Annotated in this window: 18 protein-coding genes; all 18 read left to right on the forward strand. The window is 60.2% G+C overall.

All coding sequences use genetic code 11. The features are described 5' to 3' along the window. Positions 1–10 precede the first annotated feature (10 nt). Positions 11–1144, forward strand: coding sequence for a tRNA 2-thiouridine(34) synthase MnmA (gene mnmA / locus ACCC96_RS07485; protein WP_413695356.1), 1134 nt, complete (start codon positions 11–13; stop codon positions 1142–1144). Then, positions 1141–1764 carry a high frequency lysogenization protein HflD gene (gene hflD, locus ACCC96_RS07490; protein WP_413695357.1) on the forward strand — a complete coding sequence of 208 codons (624 nt, stop codon included), beginning with the start codon at positions 1141–1143 and terminating at the stop codon, positions 1762–1764. The genes mnmA and hflD overlap by 4 nt, the downstream gene beginning before the upstream one ends. 128 nt (positions 1765–1892) lie before the next feature. Further along, on the forward strand, positions 1893–3263 hold the full coding sequence (gene purB / locus ACCC96_RS07495; protein WP_413695358.1) for an adenylosuccinate lyase: 1371 nt from the start codon (positions 1893–1895) through the stop codon (positions 3261–3263). Positions 3264–3349: 86 nt separating this feature from the next. Then, positions 3350–4519, forward strand: a complete 1170-nt coding sequence (locus tag ACCC96_RS07500) for a cupin domain-containing protein (protein ID WP_258669426.1) — start codon at positions 3350–3352, stop codon at positions 4517–4519. After that, complete coding sequence (locus ACCC96_RS07505; RefSeq protein ID WP_018925516.1) at positions 4512–4937, forward strand: GNAT family N-acetyltransferase; 426 nt, start codon at positions 4512–4514, stop codon at positions 4935–4937. The genes ACCC96_RS07500 and ACCC96_RS07505 overlap by 8 nt, the downstream gene beginning before the upstream one ends. A gap of 240 nt (positions 4938–5177) precedes the next feature. Continuing rightward, positions 5178–5939 carry a secretin N-terminal domain-containing protein gene (locus ACCC96_RS07510; RefSeq protein WP_019648473.1) on the forward strand — a complete coding sequence of 254 codons (762 nt, stop codon included), beginning with the start codon at positions 5178–5180 and terminating at the stop codon, positions 5937–5939. A 496-nt stretch (positions 5940–6435) separates the two neighbouring features. Beyond that, entirely contained in the window at positions 6436–7761 is a 1326-nt protein-coding gene (aceA, locus tag ACCC96_RS07515; protein ID WP_007940867.1) for an isocitrate lyase, read from the forward strand. 654 nt (positions 7762–8415) lie between these two features. Next, the gene (locus tag ACCC96_RS07520) at positions 8416–8829 is read left to right on the forward strand and encodes an NADH-quinone oxidoreductase subunit A (protein WP_007940868.1); all 414 of its coding nucleotides are present in this window, start codon (positions 8416–8418) and stop codon (positions 8827–8829) included. 10 nt (positions 8830–8839) lie between these two features. Further along, complete coding sequence (locus ACCC96_RS07525) at positions 8840–9514, forward strand: NuoB/complex I 20 kDa subunit family protein (RefSeq protein WP_007940869.1); 675 nt, start codon at positions 8840–8842, stop codon at positions 9512–9514. Positions 9515–9586: 72 nt separating this feature from the next. Next, a complete protein-coding gene (gene nuoC, locus ACCC96_RS07530) occupies positions 9587–11371 on the forward strand; it encodes an NADH-quinone oxidoreductase subunit C/D (RefSeq protein ID WP_019648471.1) in 1785 nt (594 codons plus the stop codon). A gap of 2 nt (positions 11372–11373) precedes the next feature. After that, on the forward strand, positions 11374–11871 hold the full coding sequence (gene nuoE / locus ACCC96_RS07535) for an NADH-quinone oxidoreductase subunit NuoE (protein WP_007940871.1): 498 nt from the start codon (positions 11374–11376) through the stop codon (positions 11869–11871). After that, on the forward strand, positions 11868–13223 hold the full coding sequence (nuoF, locus tag ACCC96_RS07540) for an NADH-quinone oxidoreductase subunit NuoF (protein WP_258669446.1): 1356 nt from the start codon (positions 11868–11870) through the stop codon (positions 13221–13223). The genes nuoE and nuoF overlap by 4 nt, the downstream gene beginning before the upstream one ends. Positions 13224–13360: 137 nt before the next feature. Beyond that, on the forward strand, positions 13361–16075 hold the full coding sequence (gene nuoG, locus ACCC96_RS07545) for an NADH-quinone oxidoreductase subunit NuoG (protein WP_413695359.1): 2715 nt from the start codon (positions 13361–13363) through the stop codon (positions 16073–16075). Next, positions 16072–17079: an NADH-quinone oxidoreductase subunit NuoH gene (gene nuoH, locus ACCC96_RS07550; RefSeq protein WP_019648467.1), complete on the forward strand. Its 1008-nt coding sequence runs from the start codon at positions 16072–16074 to the stop codon at positions 17077–17079. The genes nuoG and nuoH overlap by 4 nt, the downstream gene beginning before the upstream one ends. 12 nt (positions 17080–17091) lie before the next feature. Then, the gene (nuoI, locus tag ACCC96_RS07555) at positions 17092–17637 is read left to right on the forward strand and encodes an NADH-quinone oxidoreductase subunit NuoI (protein ID WP_007940875.1); all 546 of its coding nucleotides are present in this window, start codon (positions 17092–17094) and stop codon (positions 17635–17637) included. 9 nt (positions 17638–17646) lie between these two features. Continuing rightward, positions 17647–18150, forward strand: coding sequence for an NADH-quinone oxidoreductase subunit J (nuoJ, locus tag ACCC96_RS07560; RefSeq protein WP_413695360.1), 504 nt, complete (start codon positions 17647–17649; stop codon positions 18148–18150). A gap of 2 nt (positions 18151–18152) precedes the next feature. Beyond that, positions 18153–18461 (forward strand): NADH-quinone oxidoreductase subunit NuoK, encoded by a 309-nt coding sequence (gene nuoK, locus ACCC96_RS07565; protein ID WP_007940879.1) that lies wholly within the window; start codon positions 18153–18155, stop codon positions 18459–18461. Next, a complete protein-coding gene (nuoL, locus tag ACCC96_RS07570) occupies positions 18458–20311 on the forward strand; it encodes an NADH-quinone oxidoreductase subunit L (RefSeq protein ID WP_018925507.1) in 1854 nt (617 codons plus the stop codon). The genes nuoK and nuoL overlap by 4 nt, the downstream gene beginning before the upstream one ends. The last annotated feature ends 32 nt before the right edge of the window (positions 20312–20343 follow it).

Here is a 20343-nt window from a genome sequence, read left to right on the forward strand (position 1 = left end):
TTAAATCCCTATGCGTGATCCAGCCCCTTCTGCCACACAAAAGAAGCGCGTCATTGTCGGTATGTCCGGCGGCGTGGACTCTTCCGTTTCCGCTCTCCTGCTGATCGAGCAGGGTTATGAGGTGGAAGGCCTGTTCATGAAGAACTGGGAAGAAGACGATGGAACGGAATACTGCACCGCCATGGATGACCTGGCGGACGCACAGGCCGTGTGCGACAAGATTGGCATCAAGCTGCACACCGCCAACTTCGCCGCCGAGTACTGGGACAACGTGTTCGAGCACTTCCTGGCCGAATACAAGGCCGGCCGCACGCCGAACCCGGACATCCTGTGCAACCGCGAGATCAAGTTCAAGGCGTTCCTCGACTACGCCATGATGCTCGGCGCCGACCTGATCGCCACCGGCCACTACGTGCGTCGCCGCGACATCGATGGTCGCACCGAACTGCTCAAGGGCCTGGATCCGAACAAGGACCAGAGCTACTTCCTGCACGCCGTCGGCGGCGAACAGATCGCCAAGACGCTGTTCCCGGTCGGCGAGCTGGAAAAACCCGAAGTGCGCGCGATTGCCGAGAAACACGACCTGGCCACCGCGAAGAAAAAGGATTCCACCGGAATCTGCTTTATCGGCGAACGCCGCTTCAGCGACTTCCTCAAGCAATACCTGCCGGCACAGCCCGGCGAGATCAAGACCACCGAAGGTGAAGTCATCGGCCGCCACCATGGCTTGATGTACCACACCATCGGCCAACGCCAGGGCCTGGGCATCGGCGGCCTGAAAGACGCCGGTGAAGAGCCATGGTACGTGCTGATCAAGGACCTGGAACACAACGAGTTGATCGTTGGCCAGGGCAATGACCACCCGTGGCTGTTCTCCCGCGCCCTGCTCGCCTCGGACATCTATTGGGTCAACCCGATCGATTTGACCGAGCCGCGCAGGCTGACCGCCAAGGTGCGTTATCGCCAGAGCGACCAGCCTTGCACCCTGGAAAAGACCGCCACCGGCTACCGCGCCACCTTTGATGACCCGCAACGCGCGGTCACTCCGGGCCAATCCGTGGTGTTCTACGACGGTGAAATCTGCCTCGGCGGCGGCGTGATCGAAGTGGCCGAACCCTGGACCAGCAAGGACCAGCGTTCATGAGCCCGACTCAGGAGCAACTGACGGCCCTGGGCGGCGTGTTTCTCGCCGCCGTGCTGGTCGACAAGATAGCCAAGACCGGCCAGACCAACGAAGCCGGCCTGACTTGCATGCTCGGCAGCCTGTTGATTCGCGACCCCAAGGACACTCTGGAAGTGTACGGCGGCGACGACATCAATTTGCGCGAAGGCTATCGCGCATTGATCGGCGCCCTGGAACGCGACCCCAGTACCCTTCAGCGTGAACCACTGCGCTATGCCCTGGCGATGCTGGGGCTGGAGCGCCAATTGGCCAAGCGTAATGACATGCTGGACGTGATCGGCAAACGCCTGCCGCAGATTCAGTCCCAGGTCGAACACTTCGGCCAGGCCCACGAAAACGTGATCGCCGCTTGCGGTGCGCTGTACCAGGACACCCTGAGCACCTTGCGCCAACGGATTCAGGTGCATGGCGACATGCGCAACCTGCAACAACCGAGCAATGCCTCGAAAATCCGCGCACTGTTGCTGGCCGGGATTCGTTCGGCACGCCTGTGGCGGCAGTTGGGCGGTCATCGCTGGCAGTTGGTGATCAGCCGACGCAAGTTGCTTAAAGAGCTTTACCCGCTGATGCGCAGCAGCTGAACCGCGCCCGCAATACCGTTTTGTAGTCAGTAACGCGTAATACGCCGGTCAGTTGGCAACGGACCGGCGGATTTTTTTCATGTATGATACGCGCCCCATTTCGTTGCCCGACTGTCCGAGAACACCCCATGCAGCTCTCTTCGCTCACTGCGGTTTCCCCTGTTGACGGCCGCTACGCCGGCAAAACCCAGGCCCTGCGCCCAATTTTCAGCGAATACGGTCTGATCCGTGCTCGCGTTCTGGTTGAAGTGCGCTGGCTCCAGCGCCTGGCCGCTCACCCCGCCATCAGCGAAGTGCCGGCGTTCTCCGCCGAAGCCAACGCGGTGTTGAACACCCTGGCGGAAAACTTCTCTCTGGAGCACGCCGAGCGTGTCAAAGAGATCGAGCGCACCACCAACCACGACGTCAAAGCCATCGAATACCTGCTCAAAGAGCAGGCGGCCAAGCTGCCGGAACTGGCCAAGGTCAGCGAGTTCATCCACTTTGCCTGCACCAGCGAGGACATCAACAACCTGTCCCACGCCCTGATGCTGCGCGAAGGCCGTGATGATGTGATGCTGCCGCTGATGCGCCAGACCGCCAACGCCATCCGCGAACTGGCCATCCGTTTCGCAGACGTGCCTATGCTGTCGCGCACCCACGGTCAACCGGCATCGCCGACCACCCTGGGCAAAGAACTGGCGAACGTGGTTTACCGTCTGGAGCGTCAAATCGCTCAAGTCGCTGCCGTTCCGCTGCTGGGCAAGATCAACGGCGCCGTCGGCAACTACAACGCTCACCTGTCGGCCTACCCTGAGATCGACTGGGAAGCCAACGCCCGCGCCTTCATCGAAGACGAGCTGGGCCTGGGCTTCAACCCGTACACCACGCAGATCGAACCGCACGACTATATCGCCGAGCTGTTCGACGCGATCGCTCGCTTCAACACCATCCTGATCGACTTCGACCGCGACATCTGGGGCTACATCTCCCTGGGTTATTTCAAACAGCGCACCATCGCTGGCGAAATCGGTTCGTCGACCATGCCGCACAAGGTCAACCCGATCGACTTCGAAAACTCCGAAGGCAACCTGGGCATCGCCAACGCACTGTTCCAGCACCTGGCGAGCAAACTGCCAATCTCCCGCTGGCAGCGCGACCTGACCGACTCCACCGTACTGCGCAACCTCGGTGTCGGCTTCGCCCACAGCGCGATCGCGTACGAAGCCAGCCTCAAAGGCATCAGCAAACTGGAGCTCAACGAGCAAAAGATTGCCGCCGACCTGGACGCTTGCTGGGAAGTATTGGCCGAGCCGATCCAGACCGTGATGCGTCGCTACAACATCGAAAACCCGTACGAGAAGCTCAAAGAGCTGACGCGCGGCAAGGGCATCAGCCCTGAAGCACTGCAAACTTTCATCGACGGCCTGGACATGCCAGCCGCCGCCAAGGCTGAGCTGAAACTGCTCACCCCGGCCAACTACATCGGCAACGCTGTAGCACAAGCCAAACGCATCTGATCGACCGCTCTACCCGTTTGAGACGCCCGGCGCCGCCGGGCGTTTTTATTCCCGTCTGAAAAGTGCATTTTTTCAATAGGTTACACATGAATCCTGACATTCCTCTTCAACTTCTGGGCGGCATCACGGCACGGGAATTCCTGCGCGACTACTGGCAGAAAAAACCGCTGCTGATCCGTCAGGCGATTCCTGATTTCGAAAGCCCGATCGACGCCGACGAACTGGCCGGCCTGGCGCTGGAAGAAGAAGTCGAATCGCGCCTGGTGATCGAGCACGGCGAGCGCCCTTGGGAATTGCGCCGCGGCCCGTTCGCCGAAGACGAATTCAGCAAACTGCCGGAACGCGAATGGACCCTGCTGGTGCAAGCCGTCGACCAATTCGTGCCGGAAGTTGCCGAACTGCTGGAAAACTTCCGTTTTCTGCCGAGCTGGCGCGTCGACGACGTGATGATCAGCTTTGCCGCCCCGGGTGGCAGCGTCGGTCCGCACTTCGATAACTACGACGTGTTCCTGCTGCAAGGCCACGGCAAGCGCAACTGGAAAATCGGCCAGATGTGCGATTCCGAGAGCCCGCTACTGCAACACGCCGACCTGCGCATCCTCGCCGATTTCGAAGCCACCGATGAGTGGGTGCTGGAACCGGGCGACATGCTCTACCTGCCGCCGCGCCTGGCTCATTCCGGTGTGGCTGTCGATGATTGCATGACCTACTCGGTCGGCTTCCGCGCCCCGAGCGCCGCTGAAGTGCTGACCCACTTCACCGACTTCCTCAGCCAGTTCCTGACGGATGAAGAGCGCTACACCGACGCCGACGCCCTGCCGGCGGTCGATCCTCATCAGATCCAGCACGATGCCCTCGATCGCCTCAAAAGCCTGCTGGCCGAGCACATGAGCGACGAGCGCCTGCTGCTGACCTGGTTCGGCCAGTTCATGACCGAGCCGCGCTACCCGGAACTGGTGGTCGGCCCGGAAGAAGTCGAAGAGCAAGACTTCCTCAGTGCGCTCGAAGAAGGTGCCGTGCTGATTCGCAACCCGAGTGCACGTCTGGCCTGGTCGGAAGTCGATGACGACCTGCTGCTGTTCGCCAGCGGCCAGAGCCGTTACCTGCCGGGCAAACTGCGCGAACTGCTGAAAATGATCTGCGCCGCCGACGCCCTGCATATCGATAACCTCGGCCCATGGCTGAGCGACGAAGACGGCCGTGGCCTGCTGTGTGAACTGGTCAAGCAGGGCAGCCTGGGGTTTGCCGATGAATAAGATTCACGTACGTGTCGCAGACTGGCAAAAGGACAACGCCGAGATCCGGCGCATTCGTGAAGCGGTATTCGTCGCCGAGCAATCCGTTCCGCCTGAACTGGAATGGGATGCCGATGACGCCACGGCGGTGCATTTCCTGGCCTTCGAAGGCGACTTTCCGATCGGCACCGCCCGCCTGTTGCCCGATGGCCACATCGGCCGGGTGTCGGTGCTCAAAGACTGGCGCGGCATGAAGGTTGGCGATGCGCTGATGCAAGCGGTGATCGGTGAAGCCGAGAAGCGCGGGCTGAAGCAGCAGATGCTGAGCGCGCAAGTGCAGGCCACGGCGTTCTATGAGCGCCTGGGTTTCAGCATGGTCAGTGAGGAATTCCTGGAAGCCGGGATTCCGCATGTGGACATGGTGCGTCACTCGGCTTGATTCCCTGTGGCGAGGGGGCTTGCCCCCGTTGGGCTGCGCAGCAGCCCTAAAAATCTTGGGGCCGCTGCGCGACCCAACGGGGGCAAGCCCCCCCTCACCACAAATACATATCAAGAACACCACAAAACGCCCCGTCATTCTCGGATGCCGGGGCGTTTTGCTGTCTGTGATTCAACTCGCACCACGCCAGGCCGACAAACTGGCAATATCATCAAGACTTTGAAAGCGGAGATAACGGATATGTCCCTACGCACCCTGCTCACCACGCTGCTGCTGACCTGCAGTTTTTCGGTCATGGCCGCCACCGAGATCGTGCCCCTGAATTACCGCACCAGCGCCGACCTGCTGCCAGTGGCGCAGGATTTCATCGGCAAGGACGGCAAGGTCAGCGCCTACGGCAACCAACTGATCGTCAATGCCGACCCCGGCAAGATCGACGAACTCAAGGCCTTCCTCGCGCAACTCGACACCGCCCCCAAACGCTTGCTGATCACCGTCGACACCAATGAAAACAACTTTCAGGGCGATCAGGGCTACTCGATAAATGGCGCCGCACCGAATCAGACCCGCATCATCAATCGCAGCACCGACAGCCGTGAAGGCGGTATCCAGCAGGTTCAGGCCAGCGAAGGCGCACCGGCGCTGATCCAGGTCGGCCAAAGCGTGCCGCTCACCAGCACCCAGACCGACAGCTACGGCGACCCGCGCAGCCAGACTGAATACCGCAATGTCACCCAGGGTTTCTACGTCACCGCCAGCGTCACCGGCGACATCGTTCATCTGGCTATCAGTACCAACCGTGACCGGATGAGCCAGGAACGTCCCGATGTAGTGAACGTGCAAAGTACCGACACAACTGTCAGCGGCCGACTGGGCGAGTGGATCACCCTGGCCGGCGTGAATCGTCAGACTCAGGCCGACAAACAGGGCCTGACCCGCAGCTACTCGACTCAGGGCCGGGATGACATGACTTTGCGGGTGAAAGTCGACACCTTGGACTAAAGCACCAAAAACTGACTGATTAGTCGTATTAGACCAAAGATGTAGTGCTCTAAAAAAAGCACTACAAAACGTTTGACGAGCCAAAAAAGCAAAGGCATGATGGCCTCGCTCCCGCTAATCAGAGGCCCTGGCAAGGGCTTTCGAGTCGCTGTTCGTACCCTACCCCGCGAACCGATTCGTGTCTGTACCGCCCACAAGGTGTGTTTGACGAGGTTGCCGACTGGAACGAAGTTGTCCCGAGGGACGGAAGCGTAATTAGGTAACCCGGCTCCACACTGAAGTTCGCACCAAGGCCCACGACGCCCGAATGCGCTCGCCAGTTCGCCCTTACCTGCTCACTTCCCCTCGAGCCCATCGTTCATCCCGTCGCCATCCCCGCCGAACCCGACTTGACCGCCTAAGCTTCTGGTCAGCGAGCAGCCTCTTACGCCTGATTTGCGTAGTGGGCAGGAGCAGGAATTTTCCACCCCAGACCTATGCGACGAGGTTTATCTCCATGGCACTGACACGCGAACAGCAAATTGCAGCCCTCGAAAAAGACTGGGCTGAAAACCCACGCTGGAAAGGCGTGACTCGCGCTTACTCCGCTGCTGACGTCGTCCGCCTGCGTGGCTCGGTTCAACCTGAGCACACCTTTGCAAAAATGGGCGCCGAGAAGCTCTGGAATCTGGTTACCCAGGGTGCCAAGCCGTCCTTCCGCCCTGAGAAAGATTTCGTCAACTGCATGGGCGCCCTGACCGGCGGCCAGGCTGTGCAACAAGTCAAGGCCGGCATCCAGGCGATCTACCTGTCGGGCTGGCAAGTAGCCGCGGACAACAACTCCGCCGAATCGATGTACCCGGACCAGTCGCTGTACCCGGTGGATTCGGTTCCAACCGTGGTCAAGCGCATCAACAACTCGTTCCGTCGCGCTGACCAGATCCAGTGGAAAGCCGGCAAGAACCCGGGCGACGAAGGTTACATCGACTACTTCGCACCGATCGTGGCTGACGCTGAAGCCGGCTTCGGTGGCGTACTGAACGCCTACGAGCTGATGAAGAGCATGATCGAAGCAGGCGCCGCCGGCGTTCACTTCGAAGACCAACTGGCTTCCGTGAAAAAATGCGGCCACATGGGCGGCAAGGTACTGGTTCCGACCCAGGAAGCTGTACAGAAGCTGACCGCTGCCCGTCTGGCGGCTGACGTTGCCGGTACACCGACCATCATCCTGGCCCGTACCGACGCTAACGCAGCTGATTTGCTGACGTCCGATTGCGACCCGTACGACAAACCATTCGTGACTGGCGAACGTACTCAGGAAGGTTTCTACAAAGTGCGTGCCGGTCTCGACCAGGCCATCGCTCGCGGCCTGGCCTACGCGCCGTACGCCGACCTGATCTGGTGCGAAACCGCCAAGCCGGATCTGGACGAGGCTCGTCGCTTCGCCGAAGCGATCAAAAAGGAATACCCGGACCAACTGCTGTCGTACAACTGCTCGCCTTCCTTCAACTGGAAGAAAAACCTGGACGACGCGACCATCGCCAAGTTCCAGCGCGAACTGTCCGCCATGGGTTACAAGCACCAGTTCATCACCCTGGCCGGCATTCACAACATGTGGCACAGCATGTTCAACCTGGCGCACGACTACGCCCGCAACGACATGACTGCCTACGTGAAGCTGCAAGAGCAAGAGTTCGCTGACGCTGCCAAGGGTTACACCTTCGTGGCTCACCAGCAGGAAGTGGGCACCGGCTACTTCGACGACATGACCACCGTGATCCAGGGTGGCACGTCTTCGGTAACCGCGCTGACCGGTTCGACCGAAGAAGAACAGTTCCACTGATCTGCTTCGCTTAAACAAACGGCCCTTGCGGACCGAATAAAAAGCTAACCGCAAAGCCGCTCATCTGACGCCCCGACTGGTTCGGGGCGTTTTTTTGCCTGCGTTTCCATGAACACCACAACCCCCTGTAGGAGCTGTCGAGTGAAACGAGGCTGCGATCCTTTGATCCTGCCTCTAAAAATACACCAAAAGATCGCAGCCTCGTTTCACTCGTCAGCTCCTACAAGAGGGGAACGGCGGCAACCTGTGCAAAAACCTTGATCCAGAGCAGTTTCACGATCAGGAAAACAAGGTAAAACCACCCCGCGCGCTACTTGCAGTAACGCGCATATAAGACAACTTCCCGAGCCGCTACCCGCTAAACAGTTTGAAAATCACACCAAATAATATTGATTATCATTTAGCGGCAACTATGTTCGTTACATTCCCTACAAAACATATTTGACAAAACCCCCGCTAATGCCCGGACCGCATGGGCTACAGGGCTTTGGAGGTGCGCCATGTCCTTATTCCAATAAATAATTTCGCTATAGGAATTTTACTTGCAGGGTGTTTAGCCATAAAATCAGCGGGATTGATTGCTGCGACATATCGTCACTGCCATATTTCTTTATCAAGCTCAGAGACCTTTGCTCTCTGTTAAGGATTACCAGCATGCCCGAAGCGACCGGACTCATGGCCCACAACTGGGGCTTTGCCATTTTCCTTCTGGGTGTCGGCGGCCTTTGCGCCTTCATGCTCGGCGTCTCCAGCCTCCTCGGGTCAAAAGCCTGGGGCCGCAGCAAAAACGAACCGTTCGAGTCCGGCATGCTACCTACAGGTGGCGCCCGCTTGCGGCTCTCAGCCAAATTCTATCTGGTCGCGATGCTCTTCGTGATCTTCGATATCGAAGCCCTCTTTCTCTTTGCCTGGTCTGTGTCCGTCCGCGAAAGCGGCTGGACCGGATTCGTCGAAGCTCTCGTTTTCATAGCAATTCTGTTGGCAGGTCTTGTCTACCTATTTCGAGTGGGCGCCCTTGACTGGGCTCCGGCAGCTCGTCTTAAGCGGCAAGCGAAGCTGAAACAATGAGGCTTTGGCAATGCAATACAATCTCACCAGGATCGACCCCGATGCTCCTAACGAGCAGTATCCGATTGGCCAACGGGAAACCGTTTCCGATCCGTTAGAAGATCAAGTCCACAAAAACATTTTCATGGGCAAGCTCGAAGACGTGCTCAACGGCACGATCAACTGGGGGCGCAAGAACTCCCTGTGGCCGTATAACTTCGGTCTTTCGTGCTGCTACGTGGAAATGACCACCGCCTTCACGGCGCCCCACGACATCGCGCGCTTTGGCGCCGAGGTCATCCGGGCATCGCCGCGTCAGGCGGATTTCATGGTTATCGCCGGTACCTGCTTCATCAAGATGGCGCCGATCATTCAGCGTCTCTACGAGCAGATGCTCGAACCTAAATGGGTTATTTCCATGGGTTCGTGCGCCAACTCCGGTGGCATGTACGACATCTACTCCGTCGTTCAAGGGGTGGACAAGTTCCTGCCCGTGGACGTCTACGTGCCTGGCTGCCCACCCCGCCCTGAAGCTTTTCTGCAAGGCTTGATGCTGTTGCAGGAGTCGATTGGCCAGGAGCGTCGCCCACTTTCCTGGGTCGTTGGCGATCAAGGCGTTTACCGCGCCGAGATGCCTTCGCAAAAGGAACAGCGCCGCGAACAGCGTATTCAGGTAACCAACCTGCGCAGCCCCGACGAAGTCTGATCCAGCTCTGCTTCTTTTATAGAACGAGAAACTGGCTTCATTCTTTACGTTGACCGAAAGCGATAAATAACCATGACTGCAGGCAGTGCTCTGTACATCCCGCCTTATAAGGCAGACGACCAGGATGTGGTCGTCGAACTGAACAACCGTTTTGGCCCAGAGGCGTTCACCGCCCAGCCTACCCGCACCGGCATGCCGGTGCTTTGGGTTGCCCGTGCCAAACTCGTCGAAGTCCTGACTTTCCTGCGCAACCTGCCCAAGCCGTACGTCATGCTCTATGACCTGCACGGCGTGGACGAGCGTCTGCGCACCAAGCGTCAAGGGCTGCCAAACGGCGTCGACTTCACTGTGTTCTATCACTTGATGTCGATCGAACGTAATAGTGACGTAATGATCAAGGTCGCCTTGTCCGAGAGCGACCTCAACCTGCCGACCGTCACCAGCATCTGGCCGAACGCCAACTGGTACGAGCGTGAAGTGTGGGACATGTACGGCATTCACTTTGCCGGCCACCCGCACCTGAGCCGCATCATGATGCCGCCGACCTGGGAAGGTCACCCGCTGCGCAAGGACTTCCCGGCCCGTGCCACCGAGTTCGATCCGTTTAGCCTGACCCTGGCCAAGCAACAGCTTGAGGAAGAAGCCGCGCGCTTCAAGCCTGAAGACTGGGGCATGAAGCGTTCCGGCCCGAACGAGGACTACATGTTCCTCAACCTGGGTCCGAACCACCCTTCGGCCCACGGTGCGTTCCGCATCATCCTGCAGCTGGACGGTGAAGAGATCGTCGACTGCGTGCCAGACGTCGGCTACCACCACCGTGGCGCCGAGAAGATGGCCGAGCGCCAGTCCTGGCACAGCTTCATTCCGTACACCGACCGTATCGACTACCTCGGCGGCGTGATGAACAACCTGCCGTACGTGCTCTCGGTCGAGAAGCTGGCCGGCATCAAGGTGCCCGAGAAGGTCGACGTCATCCGCATCATGATGGCCGAGTTCTTCCGGATCACCAGCCACCTGCTGTTCCTGGGGACTTACATCCAGGACGTCGGCGCCATGACTCCGGTGTTCTTCACCTTCACCGACCGCCAGAAGGCGTACACGGTGATCGAAGCCATTACCGGTTTCCGCCTGCACCCGGCCTGGTACCGCATCGGTGGTGTCGCCCACGACCTGCCGCGCGGCTGGGAAAAACTGGTCAAGGATTTCGTCGAGTGGATGCCAAAGCGTCTGGACGAATACCAGAAAGCCGCACTGGACAACAGCATCCTGCGTGGCCGGACCATCGGCGTCGCCGCCTACAACACCAAGGAAGCCCTGGAATGGGGCGTCACTGGTGCCGGCCTGCGTTCGACCGGTTGCAATTTCGACCTGCGTAAAGCTCGCCCCTACTCCGGCTACGAAAACTTCGAATTCGAAGTCCCGCTGGCGGCCAATGGCGATGCCTACGACCGTTGCATCGTTCGCGTCGAAGAAATGCGCCAGAGCATCAAGATCATCGAGCAGTGCCTGCGCAACATGCCGGAAGGCCCGTACAAGGCGGATCACCCGCTGACCACGCCGCCGCCAAAAGAGCGCACGCTGCAGCACATCGAGACCCTGATCACGCACTTCCTGCAAGTTTCGTGGGGCCCGGTCATGCCGGCCAACGAATCCTTCCAGATGATCGAAGCGACCAAGGGCATCAACAGTTATTACCTGACGAGCGATGGCGGCACCATGAGCTACCGCACCCGGATTCGTACCCCAAGCTTCCCGCACCTGCAGCAGATCCCTTCAGTGATCAAAGGCAGCATGGTCGCGGACTTGATCGCGTACCTGGGTAGTATCGATTTCGTTATGGCCGACGTGGACCGCTAAGCATGAACAGCCCGCTTATCCAGACAGACCGTTTCGCCCTGAGCGAAACCGAGCGCTCGGCCATCGAGCACGAGCTGCATCACTACGAAGACCCGCGCGCGGCGTCGATCGAAGCCCTGAAGATCGTCCAGAAGGAACGTGGTTGGGTGCCTGACGGCGCGCTCTACGCCATCGGCGAAATCCTCGGCATCCCGGCCAGCGATGTTGAAGGGGTGGCTACTTTCTATAGCCAGATCTTCCGTCAGCCAGTCGGCCGTCACATCATTCGCGTCTGCGACAGCATGGTCTGCTACATCGGCGGCCATGAATCGGTGGTCAGCGAAATCCAGAGCAAGCTGGGCATCGGCCTGGGCCAGACCACCGCCGACGGTCGCTTCACCCTGCTGCCGGTCTGCTGCCTCGGCAACTGTGACAAGGCGCCGGCGTTGATGATCGACGACGACACATTCGGTGATGTGCAGCCTGCCGGCGTTGCCAAATTGCTCGAGGGCTACGTATGACCCTGACTTCCTTTGGTCCTGCCAACCGCATCAAGCGTGTCGCAGAGACTCACCCGCTCACCTGGCGCCTGCGTGACGACGGCGAAGCCGTATGGCTCGACGAGTACCAGGCCAAGAACGGTTACGCCGCCGCACGCAAGGCCTTCGCCGACATGGCCCAGGACGACATCGTCCAGACCGTGAAAGACTCCGGCCTCAAGGGCCGCGGCGGTGCAGGCTTCCCCACTGGCGTGAAGTGGGGCCTGATGCCCAAGGACGAATCCATCAACATCCGCTACCTGCTGTGCAACGCGGATGAAATGGAGCCGAACACCTGGAAAGACCGCATGCTGATGGAGCAACTGCCCCATCTGCTGATCGAAGGCATGCTGATCAGTGCTCGCGCGCTGAAAACCTACCGTGGCTACATCTTCCTGCGTGGCGAATACACCACCGCCGCCAAGCACCTGAACCGTGCCGTGGAAGAAGCCAAGGCAGCAGGCCTGCTGGGCAAGAACATCCTGGGCAGCGGCTTCGATTTCGAGCTGTTCGTCCACACCGGTGCCGGGCGTTACATCTGCGGTGAAGAAACCGCACTGATCAACTCCCTCGAAGGCCGCCGCGCCAACCCGCGCTCCAAGCCGCCCTTCCCTGCCGCCGTGGGCGTGTGGGGCAAGCCGACTTGCGTGAACAACGTTGAAACCCTGTGCAACGTACCGGCGATCATTGCCGACGGCGTGGACTGGTACAAATCGTTGGCCCGCGAAGGCAGCGAAGACATGGGCACCAAGCTCATGGGCTTCTCCGGCAAGGTCAAGAATCCGGGCCTGTGGGAGTTGCCGTTCGGCGTTACCGGTCGCGAGTTGTTCGAAGACTACGCCGGCGGCATGCGCGACGGTTACAAGCTCAAGTGCTGGCAGCCAGGCGGCGCCGGTACCGGCTTCCTGTTGCCGGAACACCTGGACGCACAAATGTACGCCGGCGGCATCGCCAAAGTGGGCACCCGTATGGGTACCGGCCTGGCCATGGCGGTGGACGACAGCGTCAACATGGTGTCCCTGCTGCGCAACATGGAAGAGTTCTTCGCCCGTGAATCGTGCGGTTTCTGCACCCCGTGCCGCGACGGTCTGCCGTGGAGCGTCAAGCTGCTGCGCGCGATCGAGAACGGTGAAGGGCAAGCCGGCGATATCGAGACCCTGCTGGGTCTGGTCGGTTTCCTCGGCCCAGGCAAGACCTTCTGTGCTCACGCACCGGGTGCCGTGGAGCCGTTGGGCAGTGCCATCAAATACTTCCGTCCAGAGTTCGAAGCCGGCATCGCGCCTACCCGCGCCGTCGTCCCGCCTCTGGCAAAGCCGATCGTAGTCGGCGCTTAACGCTTTAAAAAAGGCGAACGGTCCGTGCCGTTCGCCTTTCGTCCGATGACGCCTTTCGAGGCTGTTTGGATTTGGACGGATAACAAGATTCCATTAGCCACGCCCGCTGACACCGGGCCAACGAAGAACTTTGAACCATGGCCACTATCCACGTAGACGGCAAAGAGCTCGAAGTCGATGGGGCAGACAACCTGTTACAGGCATGTCTGTCGCTAGGCCTCGATATCCCTTATTTCTGCTGGCACCCAGCCCTTGGCAGCGTTGGCGCTTGCCGCCAGTGCGCGGTCAAGCAGTACACCGACGAGAACGACAAGCGTGGTCGGATCGTCATGTCCTGCATGACCCCCGCCACCGACGGCAGCTGGATCTCCATCGACGACGAAGAAGCGAAAGTGTTTCGCGCAAGCGTCGTTGAATGGCTGATGACCAACCACCCTCACGACTGCCCGGTCTGTGAGGAAGGTGGTCACTGCCACCTGCAAGACATGACGGTGATGACCGGCCACAACGAGCGCCGTTATCGCTTCACCAAGCGTACCCACCAGAACCAGCAACTGGGCCCGTTCATTTCCCACGAAATGAACCGCTGCATCGCCTGCTACCGCTGCGTGCGCTTCTATAAGGACTACGCCGGCGGCACCGATCTCGGTGTATTCGGCGCCCACGACAACGTGTACTTCGGTCGCGTTGAAGACGGCACCCTGGAAAGCGAGTTCTCCGGCAACCTCACCGAGGTCTGCCCGACCGGTGTGTTCACCGACAAGACTCACTCCGAGCGCTACAACCGCAAGTGGGACATGCAGTTCTCGCCGAGCATCTGCCATGGCTGCTCCAGCGGTTGCAACATCTCCCCGGGCGAGCGTTACGGCGAACTGCGCCGCATCGAAAACCGCTTCAACGGTTCGGTGAACCAGTACTTCCTGTGCGACCGTGGCCGTTTCGGCTATGGCTATGTCAACCGCAAGGATCGCCCACGTCAGCCACTGCTGGCGAACGGCGCGAAACTGAGCCTGGACGAAGCACTGGATAAAGCCGCCGACCTGCTACGCGGTCGCAACATCGTCGGTATCGGTTCGCCGCGCGCCAGCCTCGAAAGCAACTACGCGTTGCGCGAGCTGGTCGGCACCGAGCACTTCTACTCCGGTATCGAAGCCTCGGAGCTGGAACGCATTCGTCTGGTCATGCAGGTGCTCAAAGACAGCCCGTTGCCGATCCCGAACATGCGCGACATCGAAGACCACGATGCGATTTTCGTCCTTGGCGAAGACCTGACCCAGACCGCTGCGCGCATGGCCCTGGCCCTGCGTCAATCGGTCAAGGGCAAGGCCGAAGACATGGCCGACGCCATGCGCGTTCAGCCATGGCTCGACGCCGCGGTGAAGAACATCGGCCAGCACGAGCTGAACCCGCTGTTCATCGCCAGCCTGGCTGAAACCAAGCTCGACGACATCGCTGAAGAATGCGTTCACGCCGCACCAGACGACCTGGCCCGCATCGGTTTCGCGGTGGCTCACGCCCTCGACGCCAGCGCACCGGCCGTTGAAGGTCTGGACGCCGAAGCTCTGGCGCTGGCCAAGCGCATTGCCGACGCCCTGCTCGCAGCCAAGCGTCCGCTGATCATTGCCGGTACCTCGCTGGGTTCCAAGGCGCTGATCGAAGCGGCGGCGAACATCGCCAAAGCCCTGAAGCTGCGCGAGAAGAACGGTTCCATCAGCCTGATCGTGCCGGAGGCCAACAGCCTCGGCCTGGCCATGCTCGGCGGCAACTCGGTCGACGAAGCACTGCAAGCCGTGATCGACGGTAAGGCCGACGCCATCGTCGTGCTGGAAAACGACCTGTACACCCGTACCGACAAATCCAAGGTCGATGCTGCCCTGAACGCTGCGAAAGTGGTGATCGTGGCGGACCATCAGAAAACCGCCACCAGCGATCGCGCGCACCTGGTACTGCCAGCGGCCAGCTTCGCTGAAGGCGACGGTACGCTGGTCAGCCAGGAAGGCCGCGCCCAGCGTTTCTTCCAGGTCTTCGACCCGACTTACCTCGACGCGAGCATCCTGGTTCACGAAGGCTGGCGCTGGCTGCACGCCCTGCGTTCGACCCTGCTGAACCAGCCGATCGACTGGACCCAACTGGACCACGTCACCGCTGCCGTTGCTGCAAGCACGCCGCAACTGGCGCGTATCGTCGATGCCGCACCGTCCGCCGCATTCCGGATCAAAGGCCTGAAACTGGCGCGCGAACCGCTGCGTTACTCCGGTCGTACCGCCATGCGCGCCGACATCAGCGTGCACGAACCGCGTACCTCCCAGGATAACGACACTGCATTCTCGTTCTCGATGGAAGGTTACTCGGGCTCCGCCGAACCGCGTCAGCAAGTACCTTTCGCCTGGTCTCCGGGCTGGAACTCGCCGCAAGCCTGGAACAAGTTCCAGGACGAAGTCGGTGGTCACCTGCGCGCTGGCGACCCGGGCACTCGCCTGATCGAAAGCACTGGTGATTCGCTGAACTGGTTCGCCAGTGTTCCGCGTGCGTTCAACCCGGCCCCAGGCACCTGGCAGGTCGTGCCGTTCATCCATCTGTTCGGCAGCGAAGAGAACTCTTCCAAAGCCGCACCGGTACAGGAACGCATCCCGGCCGCCTACGTGTCGCTGGCCAAGTCCGAAGCCGATCGTCTGGGTGTCAATGACGGTGCCCTGCTGAGCTTGAACGTTGCTGGCCAGACTTTGCGTCTGCCGCTGCGCATCAACGAAGAGCTGGGTGCCGGTCTGGTCGCATTGCCTGCAGGTATCGCCGGCATTCCACCAGCCATCTTTGGCAAATCCGTTGACGGTCTGCAGGAGGCAGCGCTATGACCTTGTTCACTCCTGAAGTGATCGACGTAATCATCGCGGTCCTCAAGGCCATCGTGATTCTGCTCGCCGTAGTGGTCTGCGGCGCGCTGCTGAGCTGGGTCGAGCGTCGTTTGCTCGCCCTCTGGCAGGACCGTTACGGTCCGAACCGCGTCGGCCCGTTCGGCGCGTTCCAGATTGCGGCCGACATGATCAAGATGTTCTTCAAGGAAGACTGGACCCCGCCGTTCGCCGACAAGGTGATCTTCACCTTGGCACCGGTCGTGGCCATGAGCGCCTTGCTGATTGCCTTCGCGATCATCCCGATCACCCCGACCTGGGGCGTGGCGGATATCAACATCGGCATCCTGTTCTTCTTCGCCATGGCGGGTCTGTCGGTCTACGCGGTGCTGTTCGCCGGCTGGTCGAGTAACAACAAGTTCGCCCTGTTGGGCAGCTTGCGGGCCTCGGCACAAACCGTGTCGTACGAAGTGTTCATGGGCCTGTCGCTGATGGGCATCGTGATCCAGGTTGGCTCGTTCAACATGCGCGACATCGTTGAATACCAAGCGCAGAACATGTGGTTCATCATTCCGCAGATCTTCGGTTTCCTGACCTTCTTCATCGCTGGCGTCGCCGTGACTCACCGTCACCCGTTCGACCAGCCGGAAGCGGAACAGGAACTGGCCGACGGTTACCACATTGAATATGCCGGCATGAAATGGGGCATGTTCTTCGTTGGTGAGTACATCGGCATCGTGTTGATTTCGGCGCTGTTGGTCACGCTGTTCTTCGGTGGCTGGCACGGCCCGTTCGGCCTGCTGCCGCAGATCCCGTTCATCTGGTTCGCACTGAAAACCGCGTTCTTCATCATGTTCTTCATCCTGCTGCGCGCCTCGATTCCGCGCCCACGGTATGACCAAGTGATGGACTTCAGCTGGAAGTTCTGCCTGCCGCTGACCCTCGTCAACATGCTGGTGACCGCTGCGATCGTGTTGCTCAACACGCCCGCCGTCGCGGCTCAGTGAGGATAGAGAATCATGAAGTACATTTTTGACATCGTGCATGGCTTCTTCACCCAGCTTCGCAGCCTGGTGATGATCTTCGGCCACGCCTTCCGCAAGCGCGACACGCTGCAGTACCCGGAAGAACCCGTGTACCTGCCGCCGCGTTTCCGTGGCCGTATCGTCCTGACCCGCGACCCCGACGGCGAAGAGCGTTGTGTAGCCTGCAACCTGTGCGCCGTGGCGTGCCCGGTGGGTTGCATCTCGCTGCAGAAAGCTGAAACCGAAGACGGTCGCTGGTACCCGGACTTCTTCCGCATCAACTTCTCGCGCTGCATTTTCTGCGGCCTCTGCGAGGAAGCCTGCCCGACCACCGCAATCCAGCTGACACCGGATTTCGAAATGGCCGAGTTCAAGCGGCAGGACCTGGTTTACGAGAAAGAAGATCTGCTGATCTCCGGTCCCGGTAAAAACCCTGACTACAACTTCTATCGTGTTGCAGGTATGGCGATTGCCGGTAAGCCAAAAGGCGCCGCGCAGAATGAAGCCGAGCCGATCAACGTGAAGAGCTTGCTGCCTTAAGGAAGAACGATGGAATTCGCTTTCTATTTCGCATCGGGTATTGCTGTTGTGTCCACGCTTCGCGTGATCACCAACACCAACCCCGTGCACGCCCTGCTCTACCTGATCATTTCGCTGATCGCCGTGGCCATGACGTTCTTCGCCCTTGGCGCACCGTTTGCCGGTGTACTGGAAGTGATCGCCTACGCCGGCGCCATCATGGTGCTGTTCGTGTTCGTGGTGATGATGCTGAACTTGGGCCCGGCCTCGGTTCAGCAAGAGCGCGTCTGGCTCAAGCCCGGTATCTGGCTGGGCCCGGTCGTACTCGGCGGCCTGCTGCTGGCTGAACTGCTGTATGTGCTGTTCAGCCACTCCAGCGGCCAGTCCCTCGGCCACACCACCGTAGACGCCAAGGCCGTGGGCATCAGCCTGTTCGGTCCTTACCTGCTGGTGGTCGAACTCGCCTCGATGCTGCTGCTCGCCGCAGCCGTCACGGCGTTCCACTTGGGCCGCAACGAAGCCAAGGAGCAATGACGATGCCTGCTATCCCTTTGGAGCATGGTCTGGCGGTCGCCGGCATCCTGTTCTGCCTCGGTCTGGTCGGCCTGATGGTCCGGCGCAACATTCTCTTCGTGCTGATGAGCCTGGAGGTCATGATGAATGCCTCCGCACTGGCGTTCATCGTTGCCGGTAGCCGCTGGGCGCAGCCGGATGGACAAATCATGTTCATCCTGGTGATCAGCCTGGCAGCCGCCGAGGCCAGTATCGGCCTGGCGATTCTGTTGCAGCTGTATCGCCGCTTCCACACTCTCGATATCGACGCTGCCAGCGAGATGCGCGGATGAACCTTCTCTATCTGACTTTCCTGTTCCCCCTGATCGGTTTTGTGCTGCTGGCGTTCTCCCGCGGACGCCTCTCGGAAAACCTCTCGGCGCTGATCGGCGTCGGCTCCATCGGCTTGTCGGCGATCGTCGCGGCTTATGTGATCTGGCAATTCAACGTTGCACCGCCCGAGGGTGGCCACTACACCCTGGTGCTGTGGCAATGGATGGCGGTGGAAGGCTTCACGCCGAACTTCGCCCTGTACCTGGATGGCCTGTCCGTGACCATGCTCGGCGTGGTGGTGGGCGTGGGTTTCCTGATCCACCTGTTCGCGTCCTGGTACATGCGCGGTGAAGCCGGTTACTCGCGCTTCTTCGCCTACACCAACCTGTTTATCGCCAGCATGCTGTTCCTGGTCCTGGCCGATAACCTGCTGTTCGTGTACTTCGGCTGGGAAGGCGTGGGCCTGTGCTCGTACCTGTTGATCGGTTTCTACTACAGCAACCGCAACAACGGTAATGCGGCACTCAAAGCCTTCATCGTGACCCGCGTCGGCGACGTGTTCATGGCCATCGGCCTGTTCATCCTGTTCCAGCAACTGGGCACGCTGAATATCCAGGAACTGCTGGTCAAGGCGCCTGAGCACTTCAAGGCCGGCGACTTCTGGATCGTTCTGGCGACCCTGATGCTGCTGGGCGGCGCTGTCGGTAAATCCGCGCAACTGCCGCTGCAAACCTGGCTGGCGGATGCGATGGCCGGCCCTACTCCGGTTTCGGCACTGATCCACGCCGCGACCATGGTAACCGCCGGTGTCTACCTGATCGCCCGTACCCACGGCCTGTTCGCACTGGCGCCGGATATCCTGCACCTGGTAGGTGTCGTGGGTGGCGTGACGCTGGTGCTGGCAGGTTTTGCCGCACTGGTTCAGACCGACATCAAACGTATCCTCGCCTACTCGACCATGAGCCAGATCGGCTACATGTTCCTCGCCCTGGGCGTGGGCGCATGGGATGGCGCGATTTTCCACCTGATGACCCACGCCTTCTTCAAGGCGCTGCTGTTCCTTGCATCCGGTGCGGTGATCGTTGCCTGCCACCACGAGCAGAACATCTTCAAGATGGGCGGCCTGTGGAAGAAACTGCCACTGGCCTACGCCAGCTTCATCGTCGGCGGCGCGGCCCTGGCGGCCTTGCCTCTGGTGACCGCGGGCTTCTACTCCAAGGATGAAATCCTCTGGGAAGCGTTCGCCAGCGGTAACGAAGGCCTGCTGTATGCCGGTCTGGTCGGTGCCTTCATGACCTCGCTGTACACCTTCCGCCTGATCTTCATCACGTTCCACGGTGAAGCGAAGACCGAAGCCCATGCCGGTCACGGCATTGCTCACTGGCTGCCGCTATCGGTGCTGATCGTACTGTCGACGTTCGTCGGCGCGATGATCGTTCCGCCGCTGCACGGTGTGTTGCCGGAAAGCGTCGGCCATGCCGGCGGCGAAGCCAAGCACAGCCTGGAAATCGCTTCGGGTGCCATCGCCCTGTCCGGTATCCTGCTGGCCGCGCTGCTGTTCCTCGGCAAGCGTCGCTTCGTCACGGCCATCGCCAACAGCGGCATCGGCCGCTTCCTTTCGGCCTGGTGGTTCGCTGCCTGGGGCTTCGACTGGATCTACGACAAACTGTTCGTCAAGCCGTACCTTGCGATCAGCCACATTCTGCGCAAAGACCCGCTCGACCAGACCATCGGTCTGATCCCGCGTATGGCCAAAGGCGGTCACACCGCCCTGAGCCGCACCGAGACCGGTCAATTGCGTTGGTATGCCGCCTCGATGGCTGCTGGTGCCGTGCTGGTAATCGGCGCCGTCGTGCTGGTAGCGGTCTGACTATGAACCTTGCGAACTTGCGAAAGGAAACG

The sequence above is a fragment of the Pseudomonas sp. Pseusp11 genome, assembly GCF_047304405.1.
In the GTDB taxonomy this organism is placed as follows: domain Bacteria; phylum Pseudomonadota; class Gammaproteobacteria; order Pseudomonadales; family Pseudomonadaceae; genus Aquipseudomonas.